Raw genomic sequence first — 24992 nt, 5'->3', positions numbered from 1 at the left:
ACCGATGCAGCAAGGGCATGCGAGAAGATCGTTGGGTGACTGAACGCCAACAGCCCTCGCGCGCCGGAGACCGCGCGGAACTCGAGACGCTGATCGCCAACGACATTCGCGCGCTCACCGCCGTCTCCGAGCAGATCGGTCACGTCTTCGCCCGGGCGAACGAGCTGCGCGCCAACGATTTCCGCGCCCTCATGCACGTCGCCCACGCCGAAACCGAGGGCCGACCGCTGACGGCCGGGCAGCTGAGCACCCAGATGGGCATGTCCCAGGCGGCGGTGACCTATCTGGTGGAGCGCATGATCGACTCCGGCCACCTGCGCCGCGAGATCGACCCCACCGACCGCCGCCGGGTGCTACTGCACTACGACGAGCACGGCATGGCGCTGGCGCGGGAGTTCTTCGGCCCGCTCGGCGAGCGCAACCGCGCCGCGCTCGCCGACCTGCCCGCCGCCGACCTCGACGCCGCCCACCGCGTACTGCGCACCGTCATCGAGGCGATGCGTTCGCACTACGCGGGGCTGATCGGCTCGCGGCCTGCTCCGCGGCCCCGGTGATATTGCGGGCCATCCCGCCGAACACGATCGCGTGGAAGGGCGCGACGGCCTTCCAGTACAGATGTCCGGCAAGCCCGTGCGGATCGAACAGCGCGCGTTGCCGATACACCGAACCGGTGCCGTCCGGTTCGACCGACAGTTCCAGCCAGGCCCGCCCCGGCACCCGCATCTCGGCGCGCAGCCGCAGCAGATGCGGCCGCTCGATCTGCTCGACCCGCCACCAGTCCAGCGCCTCGCCCGCGCGCAGCCGATTCGGATCGCGCCGCCCGCGCCGCAGCCCGACCCCGCCGACGACCCGATCGATCCAGCCCCGCAGCGACCACGCCAGCGGGAAGGAGTACCAGCCGTGTTCGCCGCCGATGGCCTCGACCACCGACCACAGCGTCGCCGGATCCGCCGCGGTGTGCCGCGTCCGCACGTCCTGATACAGCGTGCCGCCCGCCCAATCCGGATCGGTGGGCAGCGGATCCGACGGCGCGTCCGGTGTGGCCGCGTCCGACCAGCGGGTCGGCACGTCGAAATCCCGAATCCGCTGCAGCGCCAGCTCGACCGCGCGCCGATACGGCGTGCGACCCTCGGGCGGATCCGGAATATGCCGGGCGATCTCGTGGTCGCCGCACACCACATCGTTGACCAGTGATTCCATCAGCGGCACCGCGATCGCCCGCGGCACCGGCGTCACCAGATTCACCCACTGCGCCGACAGCCACGGCGTGAGCACCGGCACCCGCACGATCACCCGCCGCGGCAGCTCGGCCACCGCCGCGTACTCGCGCATCATTCGCTCGTAGGTCAGCACGTCCGGGCCGCCGATGTCGAAGATTCCGGCGAACTCGCCGGGCGCCTCGGCGGCGCGGGTCAGGTAGTAGAGCACATCGCGCACCGCGATCGGCTGGATGCGATTGCGCACCCAGCGCGGGGTCACCATCACCGGCAGCCGTTCGGTCAGATAGCGCAGCATCTCGAAACTGGCCGAGCCCGAACCGATGATCACCGCCGCCTGCAGGACCACGGCCGGAACCGGACCGCCCGCCAGAATGCGCCCCACCTCCGCACGCGAGGCCAGATGACGCGAGAGCCGTTGCCCCGCGGGCGCGATACCGCCCAGATACACGATCCGCCGCACCCCGGCCGCGGCGGCCGCGTGCGCGACCAGTTCGGCGGCCGCGCGGTCGACGGCGTCGAAATCCGAGCGAGTCAGCGAATGCACCAGGTAGTAGACGATTTCCTGACCGTCGAGGGCGGCGTGCACATCCTCGGGCACGGTGATGTCGCCGCGCACGATCTCGACCTCATCGCGCCACTGCGCCTCGGCCAGCTTGCCCGGGGTACGGGCCATGACGCGAACGTCGTGCCCGGCGCGTAGCAGCTCCGGGACCAGACGGCCGCCGATGTATCCGGTCGCCCCCAACACCACACATCGCATCGGCCACAGCCTACCCGATTCTTCGATGCACTTCCGATGCACTTGTCGGTTATTTAAGTATCTGAAATAGTCGGACCGTGCGCTTCTGGGATCGCTACGCCACGGGGGTCACCGCCCGCCGATCATGGTCGTTCCTCGTCCTGCTGACCGCGCTGGCCGCCGCGCTGATCGGCCTCGCCAGCGGCAACGAGTCCGAGGCCAGCGGACCGATATCGCTGCCGACCGATGCCGAATCCGCCCGCGCCGGTGCGGCTCTCGCGCGGTTCCCGGGCGCGGACACCGCCGCCGCGATCGTGGTGGTGACCCGCCGCGACGGCGGCGAACTCACCGCGGCGGACCGGGCCGCGACGACCGCGGCCGTGGCCCGCGCCGCGAACGCTCGCACCGCCGACGCCCCCGCCACCGACACCCGCGCCGCGGACGCTCGCGGCCCAGAGCCCCTTGTCTCCGACGACGAACGCGCCGCACTCGGCCGCGTGCCGGTGGACGCGGCGCTGAGCGGTTTCCAACTCACCGACCGGATCGATCGGATCCGCACGGCCGCCAACGACGGCCTGCCGCACGACCTTTCGCTGCGGGTGACCGGCGGACCGGCCTTCGGCGCCGATATCGCGAATTCGTTCTCCGGCGCCAATATCACCCTGCTCGCGGTGACCGCCCTGGTGGTGGCGATCCTGCTGGTGCTCACCTACCGCTCCCCCGTGCTGTGGCTGGTTCCGCTGCTGGTGATCGGCGCGGCGGATCGGGCGGCCACCGGCGTCGCGACCGGACTGTCCCGAGCCACCGGCCTGACCTTCGACGGTTCCACCTCCGGCATCACCAGCGTGCTGGTCTTCGGCGCGGGCACCAACTACGCACTGCTGCTGATCTCCCGCTACCGCGACGAACTGCATCGCCACGACGATCACCGCCGCGCGCTGTGGCATGCGACGCGCCGAGCCGGACCGACCATCCTGGCCAGCAATGCCACGGTCGTGATCGCGCTGTCGACCCTGCTCGCGGCCGACACCCCGAGCACCCGCAGCCTCGGCGCGCTGGCGGCGGCCGGACTGGTCGTCGCGGCCGTATTCGTCCTGCTGGGCCTGCCACCGGCGCTGGCGCTGTGCGGGCGGCGGATCTTCTGGCCGTTCGTCCCGGCCGCCGACGGCCGGGACACCACCGAGACCGGCGCGTGGCATGCGGTGGCCGAACGCGTGGTGCGACGTCCGGTGCTCGTCATCGGTTGCGCCCTGGCCTTTCTCGGCGTGTGCGCGGCGGGCCTGCTCGGCACGTCGATCGGGTTGTCGCAGACCGAGAAGTTCCGGGTGCGGGCCGAGTCGGTGGAGGGATTCGACGCCCTGGCGCGGCATTTCCCGTCGGGAGCGTCGAATCCGACGGTGATCGTCGCGCGCGCCGACGCGGCCGATCCGGTCCAGCGCGCACTCGACGCCAGCCGCGAACGGGGTGTGGTCGGCGCCCGCCCCCTCGGTGCGCCCGCGCACGGACTCCAGCGCTGGTCGGTGGTGATCTCCGGCAAACCCGCCTCGCCGGAAGCCTTTTCGACGATCCGCTCGATCCGCACCGCGCTGTCGGCCGTCTTCGGGGCCGACGCGCTGGTCGGCGGCGGCGATGCCGAGGCGCTCGATGCCCGCGACGCCGCCCAGCACGATCTGCGCACCGCGATACCGGTGATCCTGGCGGTGGTGGTGATCGTCCTGCTCGCCCTGCTGCGCGCGATACCGGCCGCCCTGCTGCTGGTCGCGGTGACCGCCGCCGGTGCGCTGGCGGCGCTGGGTGCGGGAAGCTGGTTGAGTCACAGCGTCTTCGGCTATCCCGGACTCGACGACAATGTGCCGCTGTTCGCCTTCCTGTTCCTGGTCGCCCTCGGCATCGACTACACCATCTTCCTCGTCACCCGCGCCCGCGAGGAGACCTCCGGCAATGGCACCACCGGCGGCATCGTGCGCGCGGTCTCGGCCACCGGCGTGGTGATCACCAGTGCGGGCGTGGTGCTCGCCGCGGTCTTCGCGGTGCTCGGCGTGCTGCCGCTGATCACCCTCACCCAGATCGGCATCGTGGTCGGCCTGGGCATCCTCATCGACACCTTCCTGGTCCGCACGATCGTCATCCCGGCCCTGTTCGCACTCGTGGGTCCGCGCATCTGGTGGCCGAGCATTGTCTGAGACCGCGGGTCCCAGATATTCTGGGTAGACCTGTTGGAGGAGGCACCGATGACGTTGTCCGACACCCACCGCACCGATCCGTTCGGCCCCGCCTACCGCGCGGCCCTGCTGACCCTGTCCGAGGGCTCGGTGCACCGCAATTTCGATCCGTATCTCGACATCGACTGGGACGCACCGGAATTCGCGATCGATCCGGACGATCCGCGCTGGGTCCTCGATCCGGAGGTCGATCCGCTCGGCGCGACGCGCTGGTATCGGGAACAGCCGCTGCCGCGCCAGATCGAGATCGGCAGGTGGCGCCTGGCGAATGCGATCAAGGTCGGGGCCGCGTTCGAAAGCGTGCTCATCCGCGGCCTGATGCAGTACATCATGAAGCTGCCCAACGGATCTCCCGAGTTCCGCTACTGCCTGCACGAGATGACCGAGGAGTGCAACCACATCCAGATGTTCCAGGAGTTGGTGAACCGCATCGGGGTGGATGTGCCGGGCATGCGGCCGGTGTTCCGGATGCTGTCGCCGTTCATCGGGGTGGCCGGAGGTTATGCGCACGTCATCCTGTTCATCGGCATCCTGGGCGGCGAGGAGCCGATCGACCACTACCAGAAGGCGCTCATCCGGGCGGGCGGCAATATACCCCCGACGGTATTGCGCACCATGGAGATTCACATCGCCGAGGAGGCCCGGCACATCTCCTTCGCCCACGAATACCTCACCGCCCACATCGAGCGGCTGGGCGTGCCCGGGAAGGTGGTGTGCGCCATCGCCTTTCCGCTGGCGATGCGCTGGCTGGCCGGGGAGATCATGACCCCGCCCCGCTCGTTCGCCCGGCAGTTCGACATTCCGCGCGAGGTGATCCGCGAGGCGTTCTGGGGCGCACCGCATTCCCGGCGCATCCTGTCCGGCTACTTCGACGACGTGCGCAAGCTGGCCGACGATCTCGGGCTCCGGCGTCGACCCGCGCGGCTGCTGTGGCGCGCGCTCGGCATCGACGGACCGGCCGCGCGCTATCGCGGCGAACCCGCCCGGCGCGCCGCCTGATCCGGCTCGAGCGCGGCGAGTTCGTCGAGCAGCGGCAGCAGCGGCTGCTCGGGATCGAGCACGATCCCGTGCGCCCGGGCCACCCCGTCCAGGATGCTCCAGGCATAGCTCGCCACCTCGGCGACGAGCTGTTCGCGCGACAGCGCCGGAGCCGGATCGCGGGCCCAGCGGGTGACCGTGGCCTCGGTCATCGACACGATCGCGAAGGTCATGGTGTCGATCACCGGTGGATCGGCCACCCCGACCACCCCGGCCAATCCGGTGACCAGCCGCGCGGCCCGGTCGGCGACGGCGGCCAACAGCCCGGCCAGGGCGTCGCGCGGCACCGGATCGTCGGCCGCCGGGCCGCCGCGCAGGAATTCGTGCAGGCGCGGATGATCCCCGATCCAGTCGACCACCACACCGACGGTCCGGGCGATGATCTGCGCGATCGAGCCGTCCGCGATATCCAGCGCGCTGTCCAACGCATCGACGAACCGCGCCGCGATCTCCGACCGCACCCGCCGATCCAGCTCGTCGCGACCCGAGAACTGCCGATACAGCACCGATTTCGCCAGCCCGGCCCGCTCGGCGATCAGCTGGGCGGAGATCACCGCTCCCGGCGGGCTCTGCTCCACCAATTCGATCGCCGCCTCGACGATCCGCGCGCGCCGCTCGGCGTTGTGCGGTTCCCACCGCGCCTGCCGCCCGCCGGCCACCGCCGACGCTGCCCTGTCCGCCACGCCCCGAGTTTAGACTCAACGAAATGGGGGGACGGCGGCCTCGGCTGCGCCGGGTGTTGAGCCCGGTTCATCGCATGAATGGTGTAGCCGGGTCGACGGCGGCCCTAATCTGATGGTGGCCGCGCGATTTCGAGGGCGGCATATCCACCGGTCGGCGAAATTGGCGAAATGGCCCGGCCGGATGCACGAGTCACCTCGGCAATTGTTGTGCACAGTGCCGCCTCGGAGGTGTGGTAATGCCGCGTAGCCCACGAATCCTCGTCGTCGGTGCGGGAATCGCGGGCCTGTCGCTGGCGGCGGCATTGCGACAGCGCGGCATTCACCCCACGGTGATCGAGAAAACGCCGCGTTACGGCGACGTCGGATACGTCATCGGCCTGTGGCCGATGGGCCGCCGTGTACTCGAACAGCTGGATTTGGGTGCGCGATTCGAGGCCGCGACGGTACCGGTGAATCATTATGTGACCCACGGCGGCGACGGAAAGACGCTGCGCCGATTCGATTTCGGCGCCCGGCTGGGTCGCGATACCCCCCGCACCCTCCGCCGCGCCGAACTCATCGAGCTGCTGCGCGAGGGCACCGAGGTGCGGATGGGTCGCACGATCGAATCCATCGAACAGAACGGGCGCGCCGTGCGCGTCCGCTTCGACGACGGCGAATACGGCGAATTCGACGTCGTCGTCGGCGCCGACGGCATCCGCTCCCGGGTGCGAGACCTGGTCGCCGGCGAGGTCCCGCTGCGCCGCACCGGCGTGCGGCTGTGGACCTGGTGGGTGCACGACACCGGCCTGCCCGCCGACGAGGTCCACGAATTCTGGGGCACTGGACGATTTTTCGGCTACAACCCGACCCTCGGGGCCGTCGGCTGCGCCGCGGCCCTGCGCACCGACGGCGCACACGACCCGCCCCGGCTGCGCGAGCGGCTGGCCGGACTGGCCGGACCATCGGCGTGGCTGATCGACACCCTCGACGAGGCCGCCCGGGTGGACAGCTTCGATCTGGACGATCTGCGCATGCGGCGCTGGGTCTTCGGCCGAGTGGTGCTCATCGGCGACGCGGGCGCGGCCTTCCTGCCCACCGCCGGGGTCGGCGCGTCCATGGCCATGGAATCAGCCCAGGTCCTGGCCGAGGAGCTGACCACCACCGATACCGACGCGCTACCGGAAGCCCTGCGCCGCTATGCGCGCCGTCGCCGCCGTCGCGTCGACGCGGTACAAAACCGCTCCCGCTGGCTGGTCGTGCTCATGATGCCGCGCACCCGAATCGGCACGGCCACCCGCACCCTGCTGCTGCGCGCGGTCCCCGAGCGCCTGATGATCGACGAGATCACCCGCTGGAACCCCACCCGAGACGAGGAGTAACGGCCATGTCCACCGAAGTCGCCGCGGACGATTCGCAACTCGGGCGCGCCGTCTTCCGAGGCGGCGAGCAGGTGCGCGCACTGCTGGCCGAGCGGGTGGCGGCCACGCTGCCGAATATGGTGCTTGCCAGCAGTTATGTGCCGCCCGACGGCGCGGTCGCGGCATTTCTGCTGCACCGCGTGCTCAGTGGCGGCAACACCTCGGGGGGTTGGCATTCGGTCTTCGTGAATTCCGGCGTGGAGGCCCTCGGCACCGTGGTGAAGTACCTGCGCAATCGCCACAACCGCACCGGCACCGGCGGCCGCTGCCGCATCCTGGTGCTGGACCGCACCGACACCGTGCGCCTCGCCTTCGGCCACGCGGTACCCGGCCTGTCCGAGATCGTGGACGACGGCCTGGAAATCCTGGCCGACCCGGCGGAGTTCGCCCGGCGCGTGCATGTTTCGTGGAACGGCTACGTCGTGATCGGCGACGATCTGACTTCCTCGGAGAGCGCGCTGGTGCACGGCGCGCTCGCCCGAATCGCCGACCGCGACCGCCCGGTGGCCTGGGGCGTGCTGTGCGACGAACGCGCGCTGGACGCACTTCCCGCACCCGGTGCCGATATCGCCTTCCTCGGCGAAGTCTGCGTCGACGGCGAAATGCCTTGCGGCGCCGTCTCGTTCACCCGCCGAGCCTTCGCGCTGTGGAACAACCCGCTCGACAGCATCGCCCACATCTCCACCTTCGGCGCCAACGGCCTGGCCATGCACCTGCTGTGCCGCACGCTGATCCGGCGACGACCGCTCGACCGGCACGAGTGGGCGGCGGCAGCGCGTATGCGCCGCAACGCCTTCGCCCGCAGCGCCCGACTGCGCATGCACGGCAACACCTGGCAGACCCGCGCCATCGATATCGCCGGTATCAACCTGACCTTCGACCACGCCGACGGCGTGACCTACCGGCTGGGCGCCCGCGAGTACATCGATCTGGCCTCCGGCGCGGGCCCCGCCTTCCGCGGCCACAACGCCCAGACGATCGCTACCATCACCTCCGCGGGCACCACCGGCGGGGAGACCGAACGACTCGAACGCACCCTCGCGCGCCTGACCGGCCTGCCGGTGCTGTTACCGGCCGTGAGCGGGCAGAGCGCGGTCGACCACGCGATACTGGCGGCCCTGTGCTGCCGCCCGGGCCGCGGCGTCGTGGTCACCTGCGGCGGCAACTACTCCGGCAAGGGACCGCTGTCACTGGCCCTGAGCCGCACCAGCTCGTTCTTCCGCGACCGCGACCGCCACGCCTTCCACCCCTATCCGGTCGAGGTCGTCGAGGTCGATCCCGGCGATATCGACGCCCTGCGCCGGACACTGCGCCGCCCCGATATCGCCCTGGTCTGGCTGGAACTGGTCCAGGCCTACGACTGCACCGTCATCCCCGACGCCGTCCTGCGCGAAATCGACCGTGGCCGTGCCGAATCCGGCTATCTCGTCGGCGTCGACGAGGTCTTCACCGGCTTCTGGCGCTGCGACCTCGACCACTTCCTCACCAGCGCCGGACGAGGTCTGCGCCCCGATCTGGTGGCGGTGTCCAAGGCCCTGGCCGACGGTCTGCTACCGATCGGCGCGGCCCTGATCTCGGCCGAGATCGACGCGCGGCTGCGCCGATCCGCCCCCGAGATGCACCGCTGGCTGCGCGGGCACTATCGCAACGACATCTCCGCCGCCCTGGCCGTCGCGGCGATCGAGGCCGCCGAGGGTGACCGGGCGGGCGCCGCGGCCGTCGCCGACGCCCTCGAGACCATGCTGGCCCGCGCGGCGCGCTCACCGGTGTTCTCCGGATATCGGCGGGCCGGGCTGCTGGGGCGGCTGGTGTTCTCGCCGAAGGCGATCGGATCCGATCCCCGACCGTCGGTGCGCAATTACGCCGAGGCCGCGGTGGCTCGACTGGTGGCACAACATTGCGGAGCAATTACTCTCCAAATGCGAATCGCGCCGTGCACCGCAGGCGGACATTCCGACGAACTGATCGACGCATTGTCGAGGGTCGGCGAATTTCTGGAGCGACTGCCGCGCTGGGCCGTGGACCGCACCGCGTTGCGCTCACTGCTGGGCACCTTAGAACGCGAACTGGCAACCGCGGCGATGCGACTGCGCGAGAGCTACGGCGATCGGCGGAATCGTATGTCTCCGTAACGAATAGGAGGTCTAACTAGGAAAAACTCTTCTTCTCGAAATTACGAATTCGCGCAAAGGATCATGATACGCTTGATCACACTGTGGACGGGGATACGTGAGATGCGTTGGCACTCCGCAACTTCCGAATCCACATGCTCGAGCCGAAACTCGATGGATCGGATATGGCGTCGAACGGTGCGGTGACGATAAGACTGGTGATCTGCGCCGACAGCGCGCTCATGCGGACCGGCCTGTGCGCCCGATTCGATGCCGAACCCGATATCGATGTGGTCAGCGATGTCGCCGGTGGCCACAGCCTGATCACCGCCGTCCGCATGCACGCCCCCGATCTGGTGCTGGTCGTCGGTTCGGTGGAGGGTAAGCACCGGCTCGCCGAGATCGCCACCGCGTCGAAGGTCATCATGGTGGTCACCGAGGAGGATGTCGCCCACGCCGTCGAACTGCTGCGCGCCGGGGTGCGCGGGCTGTTGTCCTCGGGCTGTTCGCCGCTGGAATTGCTGTGCGCCATTCGGGTGATCGCCGTCGGCAACCGGCTGGTCGTGCCGCCGCAGGTGCTCGGCGATCTCACCTACGCGATGCCCGGCATCCCGCGCACCCTGGACGCCCGCATCGCCGAGGCGCTCACCCGCCGCGAGGCCGAGGTGCTGCGGCTGCTGGCGCACGGCCGCTCCAATGCCGAGATCGCCGAACAGCTTTCGGTCTCGGCCACCACTGTGCGCAGCCACGTGCACCACGTCCTGCAGAAGCTGGCCGTCACCACGCGCGGACAGGCGGTCGCGGTGGCCTACGAGACCGGACTGATCGAACTGCTGGCCAATCACGGCCGTCGCCCGGCCGCCGCGCCCGTGCGCTCGGCGGGTCAGTGACCCATGCCCAGCCCGCCGTCGACCGGTATCACCGCACCGGTGATGTAGGCGGCGTCGTCACTGGCCAGAAAGCCCACCACCCTTGCTATTTCGCCGACACCGGCGACCCGGCCCAGCGGAATCTTCTTGGTCACCTCCGCGCGCCAACGATCGGTCAGCGTCGCGGTCATATGGGTGTCGACGACCCCGGGCGCGACCACATTGACGGTGATGTCGCGCGCACCCAGTTCCCGCACCAGTGAGCGGGCCAGCCCGACCATCCCGGCCTTGGAGGCCGCGTAATTGGTCTGCCCGGCCGAGCCGAGCAGCGCGGTCACCGACGACACCAGGATGATCCGGCCGTGCCGCCGTCGGATCATCGACTTCACCGCGCGATTGATCACCCGGAACGTGCCCACCAAATTCGTGTCCAGCACCTCGGCGAATTCCGCCTCGGACATGGCCGCCAGCAACACATCCCGGGTGATACCGGCATTGGCGACCACCACCCCCACCGGACCCAGTTCCCGTTCCACCGTCGTGAACGCCGCATCCACCTGCTCGATATCGGTGACATCGCAGCGGATGCCGAACAGCCCCTCGGGCGCCTGGCCGGTGCGCGTGGTCACCGCGACCGGGCGGCCCTGTTTGGCCAGCTCGCGGGCGCTGGCCAGCCCGATGCCGCGGTTGCCGCCGGTGACGAAGGCAGTCTGGTTCATGGGCACTCCTCCAGGCTCGTCAATCGGACCGTTCCCGAACCACGGCGGCGAGGTCGAGTCCGCGCACCGCGCGCAACCCCGGCAGCAGGGATACCACGGCGACGATCAGCACCGCGGCGGCCGCGACGATCAGGGTGGCCGGGCGCACCACCAGGTCGATCTGAATCTGGTCATTGGTATAGAGCGCCAGGAACTCTCGCCCGCCGAGCACCCCGAGCACCAGTCCCGGACCGACACCGAGCAGCGTCACCAGCAGGTTCTCGCCGGTGAGCAGCCGCGCCACCACGGCGTGCGACATGCCGCCCGCGCGCAGCACCGCGACCTCGCGGCGGCGTTCCACGATATTGATCGACATGGTGGTGAAGATGATCGCGAAGGCCAGCGCACCGCCGAGCGCGAGCATCGCGCCGATGAAGACGTAGAACAGGTCGGCGTACTCGTCGATCAGCCGCTCCAGCTTCGTGAGATCCTCCACCGCGGCGATTTCCGCTCGCTCCGACAGGGTTTCGCGGACCACGCGCGGATCGGCCCCCGGTGTCAGGCGCAGCAGCGCGGCATTGACCGGGACCGGCGCGCCCGCGAGGACGTCCAACCGGTCGAGGGAGGCGTAGACGAAGGTTCCGATCGGTTCGTCGAGCAGTCCCGCGATCGGCACCGAGACCGGTTGCGCTCCGGGCGTATTCACGGTCACGACATCGCCCGCGCCGACCCCCAGCAGCGCGCGAATCCCCTTCCCGACCAATAGACCGTCACCCGACAGTGCACCCGGTGAGCCGGGAAGCGGGCGGAACCCGTGCATTTCGGTCCCCGATGTCAGCGCGATCAACGCCGTCGAATACGTGCGGCTCCCGGCGGTCAGGGTCACCGGCAGCTGCACCATCGGCTCGGCCCGCCGCACCCCCGGCGCGCCGGTCAGCTCCGCCACCCGCGCCCGATCGACGGGTGCGGTGAAATCGACTCGGACGTCGGCGGTCTGCACCTCCCGCGACGAAATGCGCAGTGCCGCGGTCATGGTGTCCAACAGCGTCCACGAGGTGAGCACGAGCAGCAGTGCGAGCACCGTGCCGAGCACGGTGCTCCACGTCCGCCGTGGCGCCCGCCCGACATTGCGCAACACCAGCAGCCAGCGCACGGGCAGTCGGCGCAGCGGCGGAATCAATCGCTCCGCCAGGCTGATTCGGCCCGGATGCGCGGGCGTGACCCCGCGCATGGCCGCCGCGGGCGGCGTGCGGAAGGCGAGCAGCGCGGGGGCCAGTGCGCCGAGCACCCCGGTGCCGATGCCCAGGATCGGCGCTCCGATCAGGGTGAGCGGCACGACCTGGACCACGGTGGCCTCCCGAGGCAGGTCAATGGCCCCGACATACAGATTGGTGAGTGCCCCGGATGCCGCCTGCCCCAGCACCATTCCGCCGAGCGCGCCCAGCCCTCCGGCCAGCGCCCCATACGAAATGTAGTGCGCCAGCACCGATCCCCGCCCGCGTCCCCCGGCCAACAGCACGCCGATGACCGGCCGCTCCGCCCGCACCCGCCGATTCAACAGCACATACGCCACCAGCATCGCGACGGTGAGAAACAGCAGCGGGAACAGGTAGGCGAGTTCGCCGAAGGCGTCGATATCCAAGCGCAGCAACCAGTTCGAGGGTTGCTCGGCCCGATCGACCACCTGCTCGGCCCCGTACCGCTGCGCGAGTGCGTGCAGTCGGGCGGCGGTATCGGGTCCGGCGCTGCCGGTATATCGGACCAGCGCCTGCTCGGGACCGCCCGGCGCGACCGCAGCCACCAGCGGATCCGGCGCGAAGACGACCCCGAAGTTGTCCGGCAGCGGAAACAGGTCCGCGCGATCACGGGCGGGCCACAGATATTCGGCCGAGGAGACCACGCCCGCGACGGAAGCGGAAACCCAGCCGTCGGTGCCGTGGATCGCGACGACATCACCGGCCCGCAACCGGAAGTGGTCGGCGAGGTGATGTTCCACCAGCACCTCGTTCGCCGCCGGCGCACGCCCGGACAGCAGCGTGGGCGCATTGCTGGCGGGCGGCCCGTCGGCGGGCAGCCCGATCACCCGCCCGCGCAGCTTGTCCGCGCCCACCCGCAGCGGCAGCTCGACCTGGCGGCGCACGCTCGCGTCGGCGACCTGCGGATCGGTGCGCGCGGCGGCCGCGAAGGCGGTCGCATCACCACCGCTCACCCACAGATCGGCGAAGCGCTGGGTGGCGAACACCCGGTCGTAGGAGGCGGTCAGATTCCGGTAGGCGCCGTAGGCGGCGGTGAACAGGGCCACGCCCAGCAGCACCACGACCGTGAGCGCCGCGAACTGCGCCCACTGCGTGCGGATATCGCGAAACAGCTTGCGGTGCAGGGTATTCACCAGCTGACCTCACCGGCGTCCAGCGGCGCGTCCTGCCGCCGCGCCGCCACGATCCGGCCGGACCGCATGCGCAGCACCCGGTCGGCGATCGCGGCGATGGCCTGATTGTGGGTGACGATCACGACGGCCCGATCGCCATCGCGGCACACCCGCTGCAGCAGCGCCAGGACCTCACGGCCGGTGCCGGGATCCAGCGCGCCGGTGGGCTCGTCGCACAGCAGCAGTCGCGGGCGGTTGACCAGTGCCCGCGCGATGGCGACCCGCTGCTGCTGGCCGCCGGACAGCTGCCCGGGAAACCGATCGCCGCAGTCGGCCAGGCCCACCGCCGCCAGCACGCGATCGGCCCGCGCGCGAACCTCCCCGCCGGTCAGTTCCGCCAGCACCGCGATGTTCTCGCGCGCGGTCAGGGTGGGAATGAGATTGAAGAACTGGTAGACGAATCCGAGCATGTCGCGGCGCAGCGCGGTCACCGAACCGGCGTTCGGGTCGGTGAGCGGGTGCCCCGCGACGGTGACCGTGCCCGAGGTGGCGGATTCGATGCCGCCCAGCACATTCAGCAGCGTGGTCTTACCCGACCCCGACGGCCCCAGCACCACCACCAACTCCCCCGCGGCAATGCTCAGATCCACCTCGTCCAGCGCGTGCACCGCGGCCGCGTCGCTGCCGAAGGTCTTCGACACCGCGCGCAGCGCGGCAAGCGTCTCGGTGCGGCGCTCAGTGTGCGCCGTCATGACCCGTCCACGTGGCGCTGACCAGCACCTGCCCGAGCCGACCGGCCGCACCCTCGGCGTGCAGGGTGTCGAAGAAGGCCAGTCCGTCCTCGAACAGTCGATCGCCCAGCACCTTTCGCCCTGATTCCTCGAAGCGGCGGTACGAGTCGGCCCACCGGCGGTTGATGGCGACGAACATCGGCGTGCGGTCGTGGATCTCGATCTCGGTGAAGCCGAGATGTACGAGCAGGCGGCGATATCCGGGCGCGGTCAGCGGGAACAGTCGCCCGTACACCGCCAGCGCCCGCTGGGTTTCCGGATCGCGCGGCACCGGCCCGGTCAGCACCTCATCGGAGAACACCAGCCGTCCACCGGCTTTGAGCACCCGCGCGCATTCGGCGAGTACCTGCCGCCGATCGGGAACGATGACCAGGCTGTCCACACTGATCACGGCATCGAATTCGGCCGTGCCGTAGGGCAGTTCGCGGGCGTCGCCGTGATCGAAGCGGATCGCCGGAACCGCGGCGGCGTCGCGGCGGGCGATCTCGATCGCGGGCTCGGAGTAGTCCAGCCCGGTCATCGTCGCGCCGGTCGTCGCGACCAGATGGCGGGTGATACCGCCGGTGCCGCAGCACAGATCCAGCGCGGCGCGCCCGGGCGCGAGGCCCGCGGCCTCGGCCATCGCGGCCAGCTGCGCGGCCGTGACCCAGCTGAGCTGGCCCACATAGCCGCCCCAGTCGCGCCACAGATAGGCCATCATCTCCTGTGCCGCTTCGTTGTTCGCGATCTGTCGGTGAGTCAGGCTGTAGATGGCCTGGGTGTCGAGGCTGCCGGTCACGAGATTCTCCTTCACGAGACGAGGGATGCGCCGCCGTCGGCCACGATGGTCTGGCCGCGGATCCAGGCGGCGTCGTCGGTGCACAAGAAGGCGACCACCTTGGCCAGATCCTCCGGCCGCCCGGTGCGCCGCATCGGACTGCCCTCGGCGAGCTGCCGTATCCAGTCCTGGCCCCCGGCGAGCGCGCGCACCGAATCGGTTTCCACCAGCCCGCCGCAGACGGTGTTCACATTGACCCCCGGCGCGAGTTCCACGGCCAGATAGCGCCCCATGGACTCGATGGCGGCCTTGCATACGCCCATCCCGCCATAGCTGGGCAGATAGCGGCGACCACCCATACTCGACAGCAGCACGATCGCGCCGCGGCCGTCGGGCATCAGCCGATAGGCCGCGCGGCAGCCGAACAGCGTGGCGGTGACATTGGTGTCCAGAATGTAGCGCCAGTGCGGTGACTCCAGCCCGAACAGCGGTTTCATGATCGCGGAGGCGGCATTGTTGATGTAGAAATCGATTGCGCCCCACTGCTGTTCGACGTCGTCGAACAGCCGCCGCAATTGGCCGGTATCGCCCACGTCGACCCGCAGCGCCAGCGCCCGCCGGCCCTTGCGCTCGATCTCGGTCACCACCTCGCGGGCCGCCGAGCGCCGCCGCCAATAGGTCAGGATCACATCGGAGCCGCGCTCGGCGAACTCCAGCGCGATCGCCCGTCCGATACCGCGGGAGCCGCCGGTCACCAGTACCGTGCGCCCGGCCAGATCTTGCGTCATCTCGAGACCTTCCGTGTCATATCGCCCGTACCACCAGCGCCGCGACCTCCGGCCCGTCGCCGTTGCGGCTGAGCGTGACCGCACAGCGGGTATCGAGGCGGCGCGGGCGCGCGGCCACCACCTCGACCGTGTCCACGCAGTCGTCGGGCCGGGTCAGATGCAGCGTCGGCGCGATCACCGCCTCCCGCACGCTCAGACAGGCGAAGGCCGCCTCGGCGACATCGGTGGCCGGTCCCAGATGGCCGGTGGCGGCCTTCGTGGCGGTCAGCGAAATCCGTTGTCGGCCGAACACATTCGCGATGCCGCACAGTTCCGAGCGGTCCCCGTCGACCGTGGCGTCGCCATGTCCGTACACATATCCGACCTGCTCGGGATCGAGCCGGGCATCGGCGAGCGCGCGGGTCAGCGCCGCGCGCACGCCGCTGCCATCAGGATCGGGCCCCAGGGTCGGCCCGAGATCACAGCCCGCCCCGAACCCCACCACCTCCGCGAGCATTCGGGCGTCGTTGGCGACGGCGAAATCCAGATCGGCGAGCACCAGCGCGGCCGCGCCCTCGGCGCAGACGTATCCGTCGCGGTCGCGATCGTAGGGCCGCACCGACCGCGCCCCGTGGGCGCACGCGGAGGTCAGCCCGAACTCCCGCAGCGCCAACCTGGTGAATTCATCGGCCCCCGCATCGGTTCCACCGCAAATCGCCACGTCCACCCGGCCGTCGCGCACGGCGCGAAACGCCCGGCCGACCGCACACAGCCCCATCGCCGACCCGTCGACCAGGGTGCTGTTGGCCCCGCAGATCTCGTGCCGGATGGTGATCTGGCACAGCGCCGCGTTCGGCAGCCCCGACAGCAGGAAATCCGGCCGCGCCCGCCGCAGCGCCTCCTGCCCGAGGCGGGTGTAGTCGATACTCCCGTCGGCCCGGCGCGCGGTGGCGAGCACGGGCGCGAACCGCTCCAAATAGTCCTTCTCGTCCTCGGATTCATTGGAGCCGACATAGATTCCGCGACGTTGTGACGCCGCCGCGGCCACCACCGGCCCGGCATCGGCGACGGCGAGATCGGCCGCGAAGACCCCCAGCCGCGAGGGGCGGGTCAGGCGCTTGAGATGTTTGCGATCGGCGGTCGCGACCGGATGGACGGCGTCGTCGACGGACCCGAAATAGGCCAGCGCGGGCGTCGATTCGTTGTCGCGCCGACGTAACCCCGTGTGCCCGCCCAGTATTCGTCGCCACTGCTGCCGATGATCACCGCCCAGACACGACAGCACCCCGGCCCCCACGACCGCGACCCGGCGTCTCATTGCCCACCCGCCTTCGCCCCGTTGAGCCGCAGCACGCCGTACTGCTTGCGCACCCGGGCCGGATCGTCGAATTCGGCCAGCGGATGCGTCCGGCATCGGAAGGTCGCGGTGGCGATCTTGCGTCCGTGCGCCTGCGCGGTACCGCGGAACTCCAGATCGATGCCCGCCGCGGGCACCACGACCCCGTCCCGGCTGTCCACCTCGACGCTCAGCCGATCCCCCGGCACCGCGAAGTCGATGAACTTGCCCTGCGCGACGCCGCTCAGCACGGCCGTCGTGGTGAATTCACTGCCGACGATCACCAGCCACCGCGCCAGCTGCACCATCGACTCGAGCACCAGCACTCCCGGCACGATCGGCTGCTGTGGGAAGTGGTCGGCGAAGTAGTCCTCGCTCATCGCGGCGTTCTTCACCCCCGCCGCCCGGACGCCGCCGTCCAGTTCGGTGATCGCGTCGACCATGAGGTATCGCACCGAAGACTCCTATCCCACTCCGCCGACCAGAATTGCCTGCCCGTTGATGTACGCACTGTCCGGTGAGCCGAGGAACAGGGCGATATCGGCGACATCGCTCGCCTCGATCGGCCGCGCCATGGCCGCGCGTCGGGCGAGATAGGTCGCCACCGTGCGGATCTCGACGTCGAAGCCCTCGAAATACGCCCGGCTGACGCCGCTGTCGGCCAGCGTCGGGCAGATCGCGTTCACGCACAGCCCGCGTCGGCCAACCTCCTGGGCGACGCTGCGGGTGAACCCGATCACGCCCGCCTTGGCGGTGGCATACGCCACCTCCTCCGCACCGCCGGTCAGGCCCAGCGCCGAGGACACATTGACGATGCGGCCGCTGCGGCGCGGCAGCATGCGCCGCACCGCCTGGCGCGAGCAGTAGAACACCGAGTCCAGATTCACCCGCAGCATCCGATGCCAGTCCGCATCGGTGTGGAAGGCCAGCGACGAGCGCACCGCACCGCCCGCATTGTTGATCAGCACATCCACCCGGCCGAAGGTCTCGTCCACCGCCGCGAACAGCCGCTCGACCGCGGCCGGATCGGTGAGATCGGCCGCATGCGTGGCCGTTTCGGCCGCATCGACAGCCTTGGCGACCGTGCGCAGCCCCGCCTCGTCGATGTCGGTCAGCATCAGCGCGGCCCCCTCCGCCGCGAAGCGTTCGGCCAGCGCCGTGCCGAAAACCCCTGCCGCGCCGGTGATCACGGCCACGGTATCCGGAAGCCTCACGACGCCACCTCCCCCGGCGCCCGCCAGGACAGCAGCACCTGGGCGATCGCGTAATCCCCGTCGTGGCTGAGCGCTACGGCCGCGCCGGTGACGCCGAGCCGCCGCGCGGCCGCGGCCAGGCGATTGTGCAGCCGCAACCGCGGCGGCCCGGCGGTGCGGCAGACCTCGACATCGCGCAGCCGCCGGGTGGCCGGAGGCACCCCCAGCCCCAGGCTCAGCGCCTTGAGCGTGGCCTCCTTTGCCCCGAACCGCGCGGCGAAATGCGGTGCGGGATCGCGGAAGCGACGGCAGTAGGCGATCTCGTCCGGGCTGAACACCGCCAGCGCGAACGGCGGCCGGGTGTCGAGCAGCTGCCGCAGCCGCTGCACCGAGGCGATGTCGACGCCGGTGGTGATGGTCGGCGCGGCCGCCAGCGGCGGCACCAGCAGCGTGGTCACGGCAGCACCGCCCGTGCGCCCCAATGCCGTTCCACCGCTTGCCGATAGGCCAAATTGAGCCCCATGACGGCCTGCTTCTTCGCCGCCGAGCGCGGGCCGGGCAGCGGGGCGCTCGACAGATAGCGGCGCAGCCGCTGATGGGTCACCGCACGCGAATACGTCTGGGTATACAGGTATTCCAGTCCGTCCACCAGCTGGGTGACGCTCATGTGCACGGGCGCGACCGACGCCGTGAAATGTGAGGGCCCCCGCGGCCCAGGATCGATGACGCGCCCTTCCCGCCGATGCTCCTCGTGCAGCGGCACCCCCGGCCCGCTGCCCAGCGGATTGAAGTGGCAGATCTCGATCTCGTTGTCCACCACGAACTCCAGCGTCCGTTCGAACACGTCCGGCGTATCGCCGGGGAAGCCGAAGACGAACGAGCCGATCACTCCGATCCCGGCGTCGTGCAGCCGGGCGATGAGCGTGGCGTAGTCGGTGGGCCTGCTCCACGCCTTGTCGGAGGCGATGAGGTTGTCCGGCCGCACCGATTCCAGCCCGAGGAACACCAGCATCGCCCCCGCCCGACCCGCGGCCTCCACCAGCGCCGGACGCCCCGCGAGGGTGATGGTGGCCTGACTGCCCCACAGCACCCCCAGCGGTTCCAGCTCGCGGAACAGCTGCTGCGCGTAACGCGGATTGCCGACGATATTGATATCGGCGAACTGCACGAAATCACTGGTGCGCCTCGCGATCTGATCGATCACCCGCTCGATCGGCCGGGTGCGGAAGACCTCGTGGTGATACCGGGTCTCGATACAGAAATTGCACGAGAACGGGCAGCCGCGGGTGGCCTCGACGGGGAAGACGTAGTCGTGCGGCGGCAGATGTTCGCGCCCGTACAGCGGCAGCGACGCCAGATCGACCGGGCCGCCCTGATAGGCCGGGCGCAACCGCCCCTGCTCGGCGTCGTCGAGAATCCGCGGCCACACTCCCTCCACCTCACCACGCACCACCGCCGCCGCCCCGATCCGCTCGGCCTGCGGGTCGTAGCTGGGAAAGTATCCGTCCACGATCACCGGCGTGCCGAGCCCCGCGAAGCCGTGCACCAGCTCGGCCGTGCGCCGCTCGCCGAAGAATTTCGAGGTGACCGCCACCAGATCGATATGCTCGAACGCCGCGAAATCCGTGATGGGCGTGGCGTTCTCGTCGATCACCGTGACCTCGTGCGCAGGCGCGGTGAGCGCGGCCCGGTAGGCGAGGTTCACCGGCACCGGATTGAGCATGCGGTTGCCGTAGATGATGCTCTTGTCCCGGACGTCCGGGTTCACGAACAGCACGTGCATATCTCCTCCGGGGCGTCAGTCCGATATCGGGTCCGCGGCCCGGCGCACCACCAGGCAGCCGTTCTGCCCGCCGAGACCGAACGAATTGGTGAGCGCCACCTCCACCGGCAGCTCTCGCGCGGTCCCCGGCACGTAGTCCAGATCGCAGTCGGCGTCGCGATGGCGATAGTTGATCGTCGGCGGCACGACGCCGGTGCGCACGCTCAGCACCGTCGCGATGAATTCGACCGCCCCGCAGGCGGCGATCAGATGTCCGGTCATCGATTTGTTGGCGGTGATCGCCAATCGCGGTGCGGCCGCGCCGAAGACGGTCTTGATGGCGAGGGTCTCGACCCGGTCGTTGAGCGCGGTCGCGGTGCCGTGGGCATTGATCAACCCGACCTGTTCGGGCTCGACCCCGGCATCGGCCATGGCCGAGCGCATCGCCAGCGCCGCGCCCGCGCCCTCGGGATGCGGTTCGGTGAACCGGTGCGAGTCCAGCGAGCGCCCGAATCCGGCGACCTCGGCGTAGCAGTGCGCGCCGCGCCGGCGCGCATGCTCCTCGGTCTCGAGCACGACCATGCCCGCCCCCTCGCCGACCACGAAACCGCTGCGGGTGGCATCGAAGGGCCGCCCGGTCCGCCCGGGCAGGTTGTCGGTCGAGGGCGCGCCAAGCGCGACCAGCCCCGCCATGCCCAGCGGATTGATCATGGAATCCATTGCCCCGCACAGCGCCACGTCGATCTCACCGCGGCGCAGCATGCGGAAGGCGGTGCCGATGGCATGCGCGCCCGCCGCGCACGCCGAGGTGACGATCACCGTGGGGCCGGTGATGTCGAGGTGACCGGTGAGCAGGCGGACCAGCAGATCCTGCGGATCGCGAATGAGCGACACCGGGTGGATGGCCTCGCGTTCGCGCAGCGGCGTCGGGACACGGAAGCGGCCCTGGGCGTCGAGATGGTTGGCGATATCGTCCATGCGCACGATGCCCAGCCCCGCGCCGACGATGAACCCGGTGCGGCTCGCGTCCGCGCCACCGCAGCGCAGACCGCTGTCGCCCAGCGCCATCGCGCACGCGGCCAGCGCGAAGCGCAGCTGCCGGTCCTCGCGCAGGTCGGTCGGGAACGGTCCGTCCCAGTACTCGCCGACCTCGAAGTCCGGCACCTGCGCGGCGATTCGGGTCGGCAGCGCGGCGGCGTCGAACAGCGTGATCGGCCCCTCGCCCGAGACACCGGCGACCAGGCTCTCCCAGAAACGCTTGCGGCCCAGCCCGATCGGCGTGACCGCGCCCAGTCCGGTGACCACGACCCGGTTCACGACGGCACCGCCCGGATGCGTTCCAGCGGCCATCCCGAGTAGTAGCGAAACCTGTTCTCCTCATTGGCGATCTCGGCCGGATCCTCGATATCGCGCAGCACATAGTTGAGCCGAGCCACCCGTGCGACCGTCCGCCCCTCCTCATCCGCGGCGACGCAGCGCAACTGCGCCCACCGCTTGCTCAGGCTCAGCAGGTGCGCCTCGATCCGCACCGACCGTCCCGGTGGCAGTTCGGCGATCAGTTCGGCGTCGTCGACGATGCACAGGAACGCCGATACCCGAAAGTCGGTACTCAGATGCACCAGCCAGCCCGCCACCTGCGCCATCGACTCGATCAGCAGCGAACCGGCCAGCGCCGGTCGCCCGGCATAGCCCTCGGCCAGATGATCCTCGGTCAGGGCCACATGTTTGACCGCGACGATGGATCGGCCCTTCACCGCGTCCAGCACCCGGTCGTAGAGCAGGAACCGCATCACGCCTCCCCCGGGTCGAACGCGCCGAGCAGGAGACATTCGCTCTGCCCCTGGAATCCGGCCGCGAGACAGGCGACGGTGCTGCCCGGCGGCAACCGGCGCGGCTCGTCGCGCACCAGATCGATCGAAAAGTCCTCGGGCTCGGTCAGATTCGTCACCGGCGGCACCATCCGGTCGCCGCCGCCGAGCACGGCGAACACCGCGTGCAGCGGCAGCGCCGCGGCCAGCGGATGCCCGGTCGCACCCTTGAGCGAGGTGACCGGCGTCCGATGCGGCCCCAACACCGCGGCGATGGCCTCGGCCTCGACGGCGTCGCCCGACGGCAGCCCCGGCGCGTCGGCGTAGACGCAGTCCAGCCGATCCGGGGCGATACCCGCATCGTCGAGTGCGACGCCGAGAGCCTGTTCGATGGTCGCCCGCGCGGGATTCGGCGCATGGTCGTCCGCGCCGACGGCCGAGCCGTGGCCCAGCACCTCCGCGAGGATCGGCGCCCCGCGCACCCGCGCATGCGACAGCGTCTCGAGGGTCAGCATCGCCGCCGCCTCCCCCGGCACGGTGCCCGTGCGCGCACGGTCGAACGGGCGGCACGAGCGCGCGGGCGGATCGGCCGTCTCCGCCACGATGTCGAGATACAGCATGCGTTGCAGCGCGGACAGATTCAGCCGCGGCCCGACTCCACCCGCGAGCATGACCCGGGCGTCGCCGTCGCGCAGAATACGCAGTGCCTCCCCGAGCGCCTGCCCGCCCGCCTCACCGAACGGACTGAACGAGGCATTGGGACCGTGCAATCGGTACTGCATGGCGATCTGGCACAGCGTGGCGTTGTTGAGCATCACGATCGACACCATCGGCGAGATCGCGTGCCACCCGGCGCGGCAGAACCGCTCGATATCGAAACCCGTTGCCGCATCGGTGGATCGGCGCGCGGCCAGCTCCAGATCGGCGATGTCGTAGTCGATCATCGAAATACCCAGCGTGATGCCGATCGCGTCCCCGTCCAGCTCGTCGGCCCGCAGCTTCGCCGAGGTCAGCGCCTGACCGGTCGCGGCGAAGGCCAGATGGGTGTGCAGCCGCATCGCCCGAATGGCCTTGCGGTCGCTCACCCAGTCGCGCGGATCCACGCCGTGCACCCGCGCCCCGGCGACCGGTGGTTCGGCCCCGGGCACCTCGATGCGCTCGCTCAGCCGGACCAGCCGCGCCACCGCGGAATCCCCGCGCAGCACCGCCTTCCACTGGGTCTGCGGATCGTTGCCGAGCCCCGACAGCGCCCCGATACCGGTCACCACGACGCGCTCATCCATGGCGGTCGCCCTCGTCCCAGCGCCGCACGACGATGCTGGCGTTCTGGCCGCCGAATCCGAACGAATTGCTCATCGCCACCCGAACCCGCTGCGCCCGAGCCCGATTGGGTACATAGTCCAGATCGCAGTCCGGATCCGGATACTCGTGGTTGATCGTCGGCGGGATGAGCCCGGTGCGCAGCACGTGTACACAGGTCACACATTCGATGGCCCCGGCCGCCCCGATCGAATGCCCCATCATCGACTTCTGCGAGCTGATCGGGATATTCGCCGCCCGATCGCCGAAAACCTTGTGCACGGCCCGGGTCTCGGCCCGATCGTTGATCAGCGTGGAGGTGCCGTGGGCGCTGATGTAGTCCACATCCTCGGCCCGCAGCCGCCCGTCGGTCAGCGCCGCCGACATGGCCAGCACGGCCCCGTCACCGTCGGGCGGGGAGTCGGTGATCCGATAGGCGTCGCACGAGGCCCCGTATCCGATCACCTCCGCCAGCGGCTCGACTCCCCGCCTCAGCGCGTGCTCGAACCCCTCGAGCACCACGAACGCCGCGCCCTCGCCCATGACGAAACCGCAGCGCCGCCGGTCGAATGGGCGACTGGCCGCGGCCGGATCGTCGTTGTAGCGAGTGGCCAGCGCGGTCAGCAGATCGAACGACGATATGCCCAGAAAGGTCAGCAGCGAATCGCATCCGCCCGCGAGCACCACATCGGCGTCGCCCTCCCGAATCCACAGCGTCGCCTCCCCGATCGCCTGCGTCCCGGAGGCACAGGTCGCCGACACCGTCATGGTCGGCCCGCCCGCACCGCAGACCGTCGCGAGCGTCGCCGCCGCGGCGTTCTTCCGCACGCTGTGTCGCTGACCGGCCAGCATGCCGACGAATTCGCGTGTGTAGCCGCCGCGGTCGCGCACCCGGGTCAGCGCGTCGAGGGTATCGATGTCGTACATCTGCCCGGAGGTCCCGACGCAGACCCCGAACCGCTCGGGCGCGGTGCCGGACAGACCCACCCGATCCAGTGCCGCGGTCCCGGCCGCCAGTCCCAGCCGCACGCCCCGCGCGGCGGCGTCGACCAGCGCCCGCGAGTGGTCCAGATACTCGGAAGCCTCTGCGGCGGCGAGGATTTCGTCGTCGACCTCCCCCGCCACCCGCGACCCGAGACCGGAGGCGTCGAATCGGGTGGTGCCGCGCACGCCCGAGCGGCCCGCGACGAAACCGCGGAAGGTCGTCTCGGCATCGGAGCCGAGCGGGGTGACCATCTCGGCCGCGGTGATCACCACCCGTCGCGGGCGGGCCTGGTCGCTCATGGCTACTCCGCGGCGACGGGGGTCTGGGTCGTGGCCGCCTCCGCCTCCGCGGCCTGTTTGCGGCTGGCCTCGAGCAGTGCGGCGACCTCGTCGGTATCGCGTATCTCCTCGAACCACCGCTGATTCAGCTCGTCACCCGGCACGGCGGCCAGTTCGGCATGGCAGTTACCGCATGCGGCGTGATACTCGCCCTCGTCGTTGCGCACGAACGTGCGCGGCCCCGCGCACGCCGGGCACTGCTGCGGCACGGTGTCGAGCAGTCGCTGGCACAGCCCCACCCAGGTCCGCACCGTCCACAGCGAGGACACGTCCTCCACCCGCATGCCGATCTCGACCTTGGCCGGATCGACGCCGTAGAGGCGTTCGCGCACCAGGAACGCGCCCAGCGGGGTGAGCCTGCGCAGCGTGTCGACCGCCGCGCCCGCACCGAAGACGTCCTCGGCCTGTTCGTTGAGATCGTCGCGGGGAATCGAGATCGGCAGGAATTGCTCGAGCCGGAACGTGATGTCCAGGAAGTCGATCGATTCTGCGCCGAGTTCGGGGATGAGCAGCTTATCCGGTGTCACCTCGTCGAGATCGACGGCCAGGGCCAGTGCGATGGCCTGACGCACGATGTCGGTGAGTTCGTCCGAACGCAACATGGACTC

At 70.2% G+C, this 24992-nt stretch carries 23 protein-coding genes; 6 read left to right on the top strand and 17 right to left on the bottom strand.

The annotated features are described in order from the left end of the window. Positions 1 to 17 precede the first annotated feature (17 nt). Entirely contained in the window at positions 18 to 554 is a 537-nt protein-coding gene (locus tag NDR87_RS15050) for a MarR family winged helix-turn-helix transcriptional regulator (protein WP_372494193.1), read from the top strand. Here the strand turns inward: NDR87_RS15050 and NDR87_RS15045 are convergent. Further along, a complete protein-coding gene (locus tag NDR87_RS15045; RefSeq protein ID WP_251913835.1) occupies positions 487 to 1980 on the bottom strand; it encodes an SDR family oxidoreductase in 1494 nt (497 codons plus the stop codon). The two genes, NDR87_RS15050 and NDR87_RS15045, sit on opposite strands and share 68 nt — an antisense overlap. A gap of 77 nt (positions 1981 to 2057) precedes the next feature. Here NDR87_RS15045 and NDR87_RS15040 point away from each other — a divergent pair, with 77 nt between their 5' ends. Beyond that, positions 2058 to 4142 carry an MMPL family transporter gene (locus NDR87_RS15040; RefSeq protein ID WP_251913836.1) on the top strand — a complete coding sequence of 695 codons (2085 nt, stop codon included), beginning with the start codon at positions 2058 to 2060 and terminating at the stop codon, positions 4140 to 4142. A 48-nt stretch (positions 4143 to 4190) separates the two neighbouring features. Continuing rightward, positions 4191 to 5180: a diiron oxygenase gene (locus NDR87_RS15035; protein ID WP_251913837.1), complete on the top strand. Its 990-nt coding sequence runs from the start codon at positions 4191 to 4193 to the stop codon at positions 5178 to 5180. Here NDR87_RS15035 and NDR87_RS15030 read toward each other — a convergent pair. Next, entirely contained in the window at positions 5147 to 5902 is a 756-nt protein-coding gene (locus NDR87_RS15030) for a TetR/AcrR family transcriptional regulator (RefSeq protein WP_251913838.1), read from the bottom strand. The two genes, NDR87_RS15035 and NDR87_RS15030, sit on opposite strands and share 34 nt — an antisense overlap. Positions 5903 to 6138: 236 nt before the next feature. Between NDR87_RS15030 and NDR87_RS15025 the strand changes: the two genes are divergently transcribed. The 3 genes from NDR87_RS15025 to NDR87_RS15015 all read left to right on the top strand — a co-directional run bounded on the left by NDR87_RS15025 (position 6139) and on the right by NDR87_RS15015 (position 10303). After that, positions 6139 to 7263 carry an NAD(P)/FAD-dependent oxidoreductase gene (locus tag NDR87_RS15025; RefSeq protein WP_251913839.1) on the top strand — a complete coding sequence of 375 codons (1125 nt, stop codon included), beginning with the start codon at positions 6139 to 6141 and terminating at the stop codon, positions 7261 to 7263. Positions 7264 to 7268: 5 nt separating this feature from the next. Further along, positions 7269 to 9434, top strand: a complete 2166-nt coding sequence (locus NDR87_RS15020; RefSeq protein WP_251913840.1) for an aminotransferase class III-fold pyridoxal phosphate-dependent enzyme — start codon at positions 7269 to 7271, stop codon at positions 9432 to 9434. 164 nt (positions 9435 to 9598) lie between these two features. Next, on the top strand, positions 9599 to 10303 hold the full coding sequence (locus NDR87_RS15015; protein WP_251913841.1) for a LuxR C-terminal-related transcriptional regulator: 705 nt from the start codon (positions 9599 to 9601) through the stop codon (positions 10301 to 10303). Here the strand turns inward: NDR87_RS15015 and fabG are convergent. Genes fabG through NDR87_RS14940 form a run of 15 tightly spaced genes read right to left on the bottom strand, consistent with a single transcriptional unit; the run spans position 10297 to position 24986 of the window. Next, complete coding sequence (gene fabG / locus NDR87_RS15010; protein ID WP_251913842.1) at positions 10297 to 11001, bottom strand: 3-oxoacyl-ACP reductase FabG; 705 nt, start codon at positions 10999 to 11001, stop codon at positions 10297 to 10299. The genes NDR87_RS15015 and fabG overlap by 7 nt on opposite strands. Positions 11002 to 11020: 19 nt before the next feature. Continuing rightward, positions 11021 to 13369 (bottom strand): FtsX-like permease family protein, encoded by a 2349-nt coding sequence (locus tag NDR87_RS15005; RefSeq protein WP_251913843.1) that lies wholly within the window; start codon positions 13367 to 13369, stop codon positions 11021 to 11023. Next, on the bottom strand, positions 13366 to 14100 hold the full coding sequence (locus NDR87_RS15000) for an ABC transporter ATP-binding protein (RefSeq protein WP_251913844.1): 735 nt from the start codon (positions 14098 to 14100) through the stop codon (positions 13366 to 13368). Before NDR87_RS15000 ends, NDR87_RS15005 begins: the two co-directional genes overlap by 4 nt. Further along, the gene (locus NDR87_RS14995) at positions 14084 to 14917 is read right to left on the bottom strand and encodes a methyltransferase domain-containing protein (RefSeq protein ID WP_251913845.1); all 834 of its coding nucleotides are present in this window, start codon (positions 14915 to 14917) and stop codon (positions 14084 to 14086) included. Before NDR87_RS14995 ends, NDR87_RS15000 begins: the two co-directional genes overlap by 17 nt. Before the next feature lie 11 nt (positions 14918 to 14928). After that, on the bottom strand, positions 14929 to 15684 hold the full coding sequence (locus NDR87_RS14990; protein ID WP_251913846.1) for an SDR family oxidoreductase: 756 nt from the start codon (positions 15682 to 15684) through the stop codon (positions 14929 to 14931). Between the two features lie 16 nt (positions 15685 to 15700). Then, positions 15701 to 16981: a beta-ketoacyl synthase gene (locus NDR87_RS14985; RefSeq protein WP_251913847.1), complete on the bottom strand. Its 1281-nt coding sequence runs from the start codon at positions 16979 to 16981 to the stop codon at positions 15701 to 15703. Continuing rightward, a complete protein-coding gene (locus NDR87_RS14980) occupies positions 16978 to 17454 on the bottom strand; it encodes a hypothetical protein (RefSeq protein ID WP_251913848.1) in 477 nt (158 codons plus the stop codon). The genes NDR87_RS14985 and NDR87_RS14980 overlap by 4 nt, the downstream gene beginning before the upstream one ends. A 9-nt stretch (positions 17455 to 17463) precedes the next feature. Beyond that, a complete protein-coding gene (locus NDR87_RS14975) occupies positions 17464 to 18213 on the bottom strand; it encodes an SDR family NAD(P)-dependent oxidoreductase (protein WP_251913849.1) in 750 nt (249 codons plus the stop codon). Continuing rightward, positions 18210 to 18650 (bottom strand): holo-ACP synthase, encoded by a 441-nt coding sequence (locus tag NDR87_RS14970; protein WP_251913850.1) that lies wholly within the window; start codon positions 18648 to 18650, stop codon positions 18210 to 18212. The genes NDR87_RS14975 and NDR87_RS14970 overlap by 4 nt, the downstream gene beginning before the upstream one ends. Then, positions 18647 to 19969 (bottom strand): radical SAM protein, encoded by a 1323-nt coding sequence (locus NDR87_RS14965; RefSeq protein ID WP_251913851.1) that lies wholly within the window; start codon positions 19967 to 19969, stop codon positions 18647 to 18649. The genes NDR87_RS14970 and NDR87_RS14965 overlap by 4 nt, the downstream gene beginning before the upstream one ends. A gap of 21 nt (positions 19970 to 19990) precedes the next feature. Then, the gene (locus NDR87_RS14960) at positions 19991 to 21271 is read right to left on the bottom strand and encodes a beta-ketoacyl-[acyl-carrier-protein] synthase family protein (protein ID WP_251913852.1); all 1281 of its coding nucleotides are present in this window, start codon (positions 21269 to 21271) and stop codon (positions 19991 to 19993) included. Next, positions 21268 to 21744, bottom strand: a complete 477-nt coding sequence (locus NDR87_RS14955) for a hypothetical protein (protein ID WP_251913853.1) — start codon at positions 21742 to 21744, stop codon at positions 21268 to 21270. The genes NDR87_RS14960 and NDR87_RS14955 overlap by 4 nt, the downstream gene beginning before the upstream one ends. Further along, positions 21744 to 23045 carry a beta-ketoacyl synthase gene (locus tag NDR87_RS14950; protein ID WP_251913854.1) on the bottom strand — a complete coding sequence of 434 codons (1302 nt, stop codon included), beginning with the start codon at positions 23043 to 23045 and terminating at the stop codon, positions 21744 to 21746. Before NDR87_RS14950 ends, NDR87_RS14955 begins: the two co-directional genes overlap by 1 nt. Beyond that, complete coding sequence (locus tag NDR87_RS14945) at positions 23038 to 24345, bottom strand: beta-ketoacyl synthase (protein ID WP_251913855.1); 1308 nt, start codon at positions 24343 to 24345, stop codon at positions 23038 to 23040. The genes NDR87_RS14950 and NDR87_RS14945 overlap by 8 nt, the downstream gene beginning before the upstream one ends. Positions 24346 to 24347: 2 nt before the next feature. Then, entirely contained in the window at positions 24348 to 24986 is a 639-nt protein-coding gene (locus NDR87_RS14940; RefSeq protein WP_251913892.1) for an acyl carrier protein, read from the bottom strand. Positions 24987 to 24992: the final 6 nt, after the last annotated feature.

This window comes from Nocardia sp. CDC159, from assembly GCF_023740735.1.
In the GTDB taxonomy this organism is placed as follows: domain Bacteria; phylum Actinomycetota; class Actinomycetes; order Mycobacteriales; family Mycobacteriaceae; genus Nocardia; species Nocardia pulmonis.
Note: the sequence above shows the minus strand (reverse complement) of the source record. Positions and strands in the feature narration are given on the sequence as shown.

What these genes read in the sequence shown, in the direction of transcription:
- NDR87_RS15000 (WP_251913844.1), bottom strand. Translation starts at nt 14,100, where the DNA reads ATGACGGCGCACACTGAGCGCCGCACCGAGACGCTTGCCGCGCTGCGC.
- NDR87_RS15015 (WP_251913841.1), top strand. Translation starts at nt 9,599, where the DNA reads ATGGCGTCGAACGGTGCGGTGACGATAAGACTGGTGATCTGCGCCGAC.
- NDR87_RS14985 (WP_251913847.1), bottom strand. Translation starts at nt 16,981, where the DNA reads ATGAGACGCCGGGTCGCGGTCGTGGGGGCCGGGGTGCTGTCGTGTCTG.
- NDR87_RS15035 (WP_251913837.1), top strand. Translation starts at nt 4,191, where the DNA reads ATGACGTTGTCCGACACCCACCGCACCGATCCGTTCGGCCCCGCCTAC.
- NDR87_RS14950 (WP_251913854.1), bottom strand. Translation starts at nt 23,045, where the DNA reads ATGGATGAGCGCGTCGTGGTGACCGGTATCGGGGCGCTGTCGGGGCTC.
- NDR87_RS14945 (WP_251913855.1), bottom strand. Translation starts at nt 24,345, where the DNA reads ATGAGCGACCAGGCCCGCCCGCGACGGGTGGTGATCACCGCGGCCGAG.
- NDR87_RS14990 (WP_251913846.1), bottom strand. Translation starts at nt 15,684, where the DNA reads ATGACGCAAGATCTGGCCGGGCGCACGGTACTGGTGACCGGCGGCTCC.
- NDR87_RS15025 (WP_251913839.1), top strand. Translation starts at nt 6,139, where the DNA reads ATGCCGCGTAGCCCACGAATCCTCGTCGTCGGTGCGGGAATCGCGGGC.
- fabG (WP_251913842.1), bottom strand. Translation starts at nt 11,001, where the DNA reads ATGAACCAGACTGCCTTCGTCACCGGCGGCAACCGCGGCATCGGGCTG.
- NDR87_RS15020 (WP_251913840.1), top strand. Translation starts at nt 7,269, where the DNA reads ATGTCCACCGAAGTCGCCGCGGACGATTCGCAACTCGGGCGCGCCGTC.
- NDR87_RS15050 (WP_372494193.1), top strand. Translation starts at nt 18, where the DNA reads ATGCGAGAAGATCGTTGGGTGACTGAACGCCAACAGCCCTCGCGCGCC.
- NDR87_RS15045 (WP_251913835.1), bottom strand. Translation starts at nt 1,980, where the DNA reads ATGCGATGTGTGGTGTTGGGGGCGACCGGATACATCGGCGGCCGTCTG.
- NDR87_RS14940 (WP_251913892.1), bottom strand. Translation starts at nt 24,986, where the DNA reads ATGTTGCGTTCGGACGAACTCACCGACATCGTGCGTCAGGCCATCGCA.
- NDR87_RS14955 (WP_251913853.1), bottom strand. Translation starts at nt 21,744, where the DNA reads ATGCGGTTCCTGCTCTACGACCGGGTGCTGGACGCGGTGAAGGGCCGA.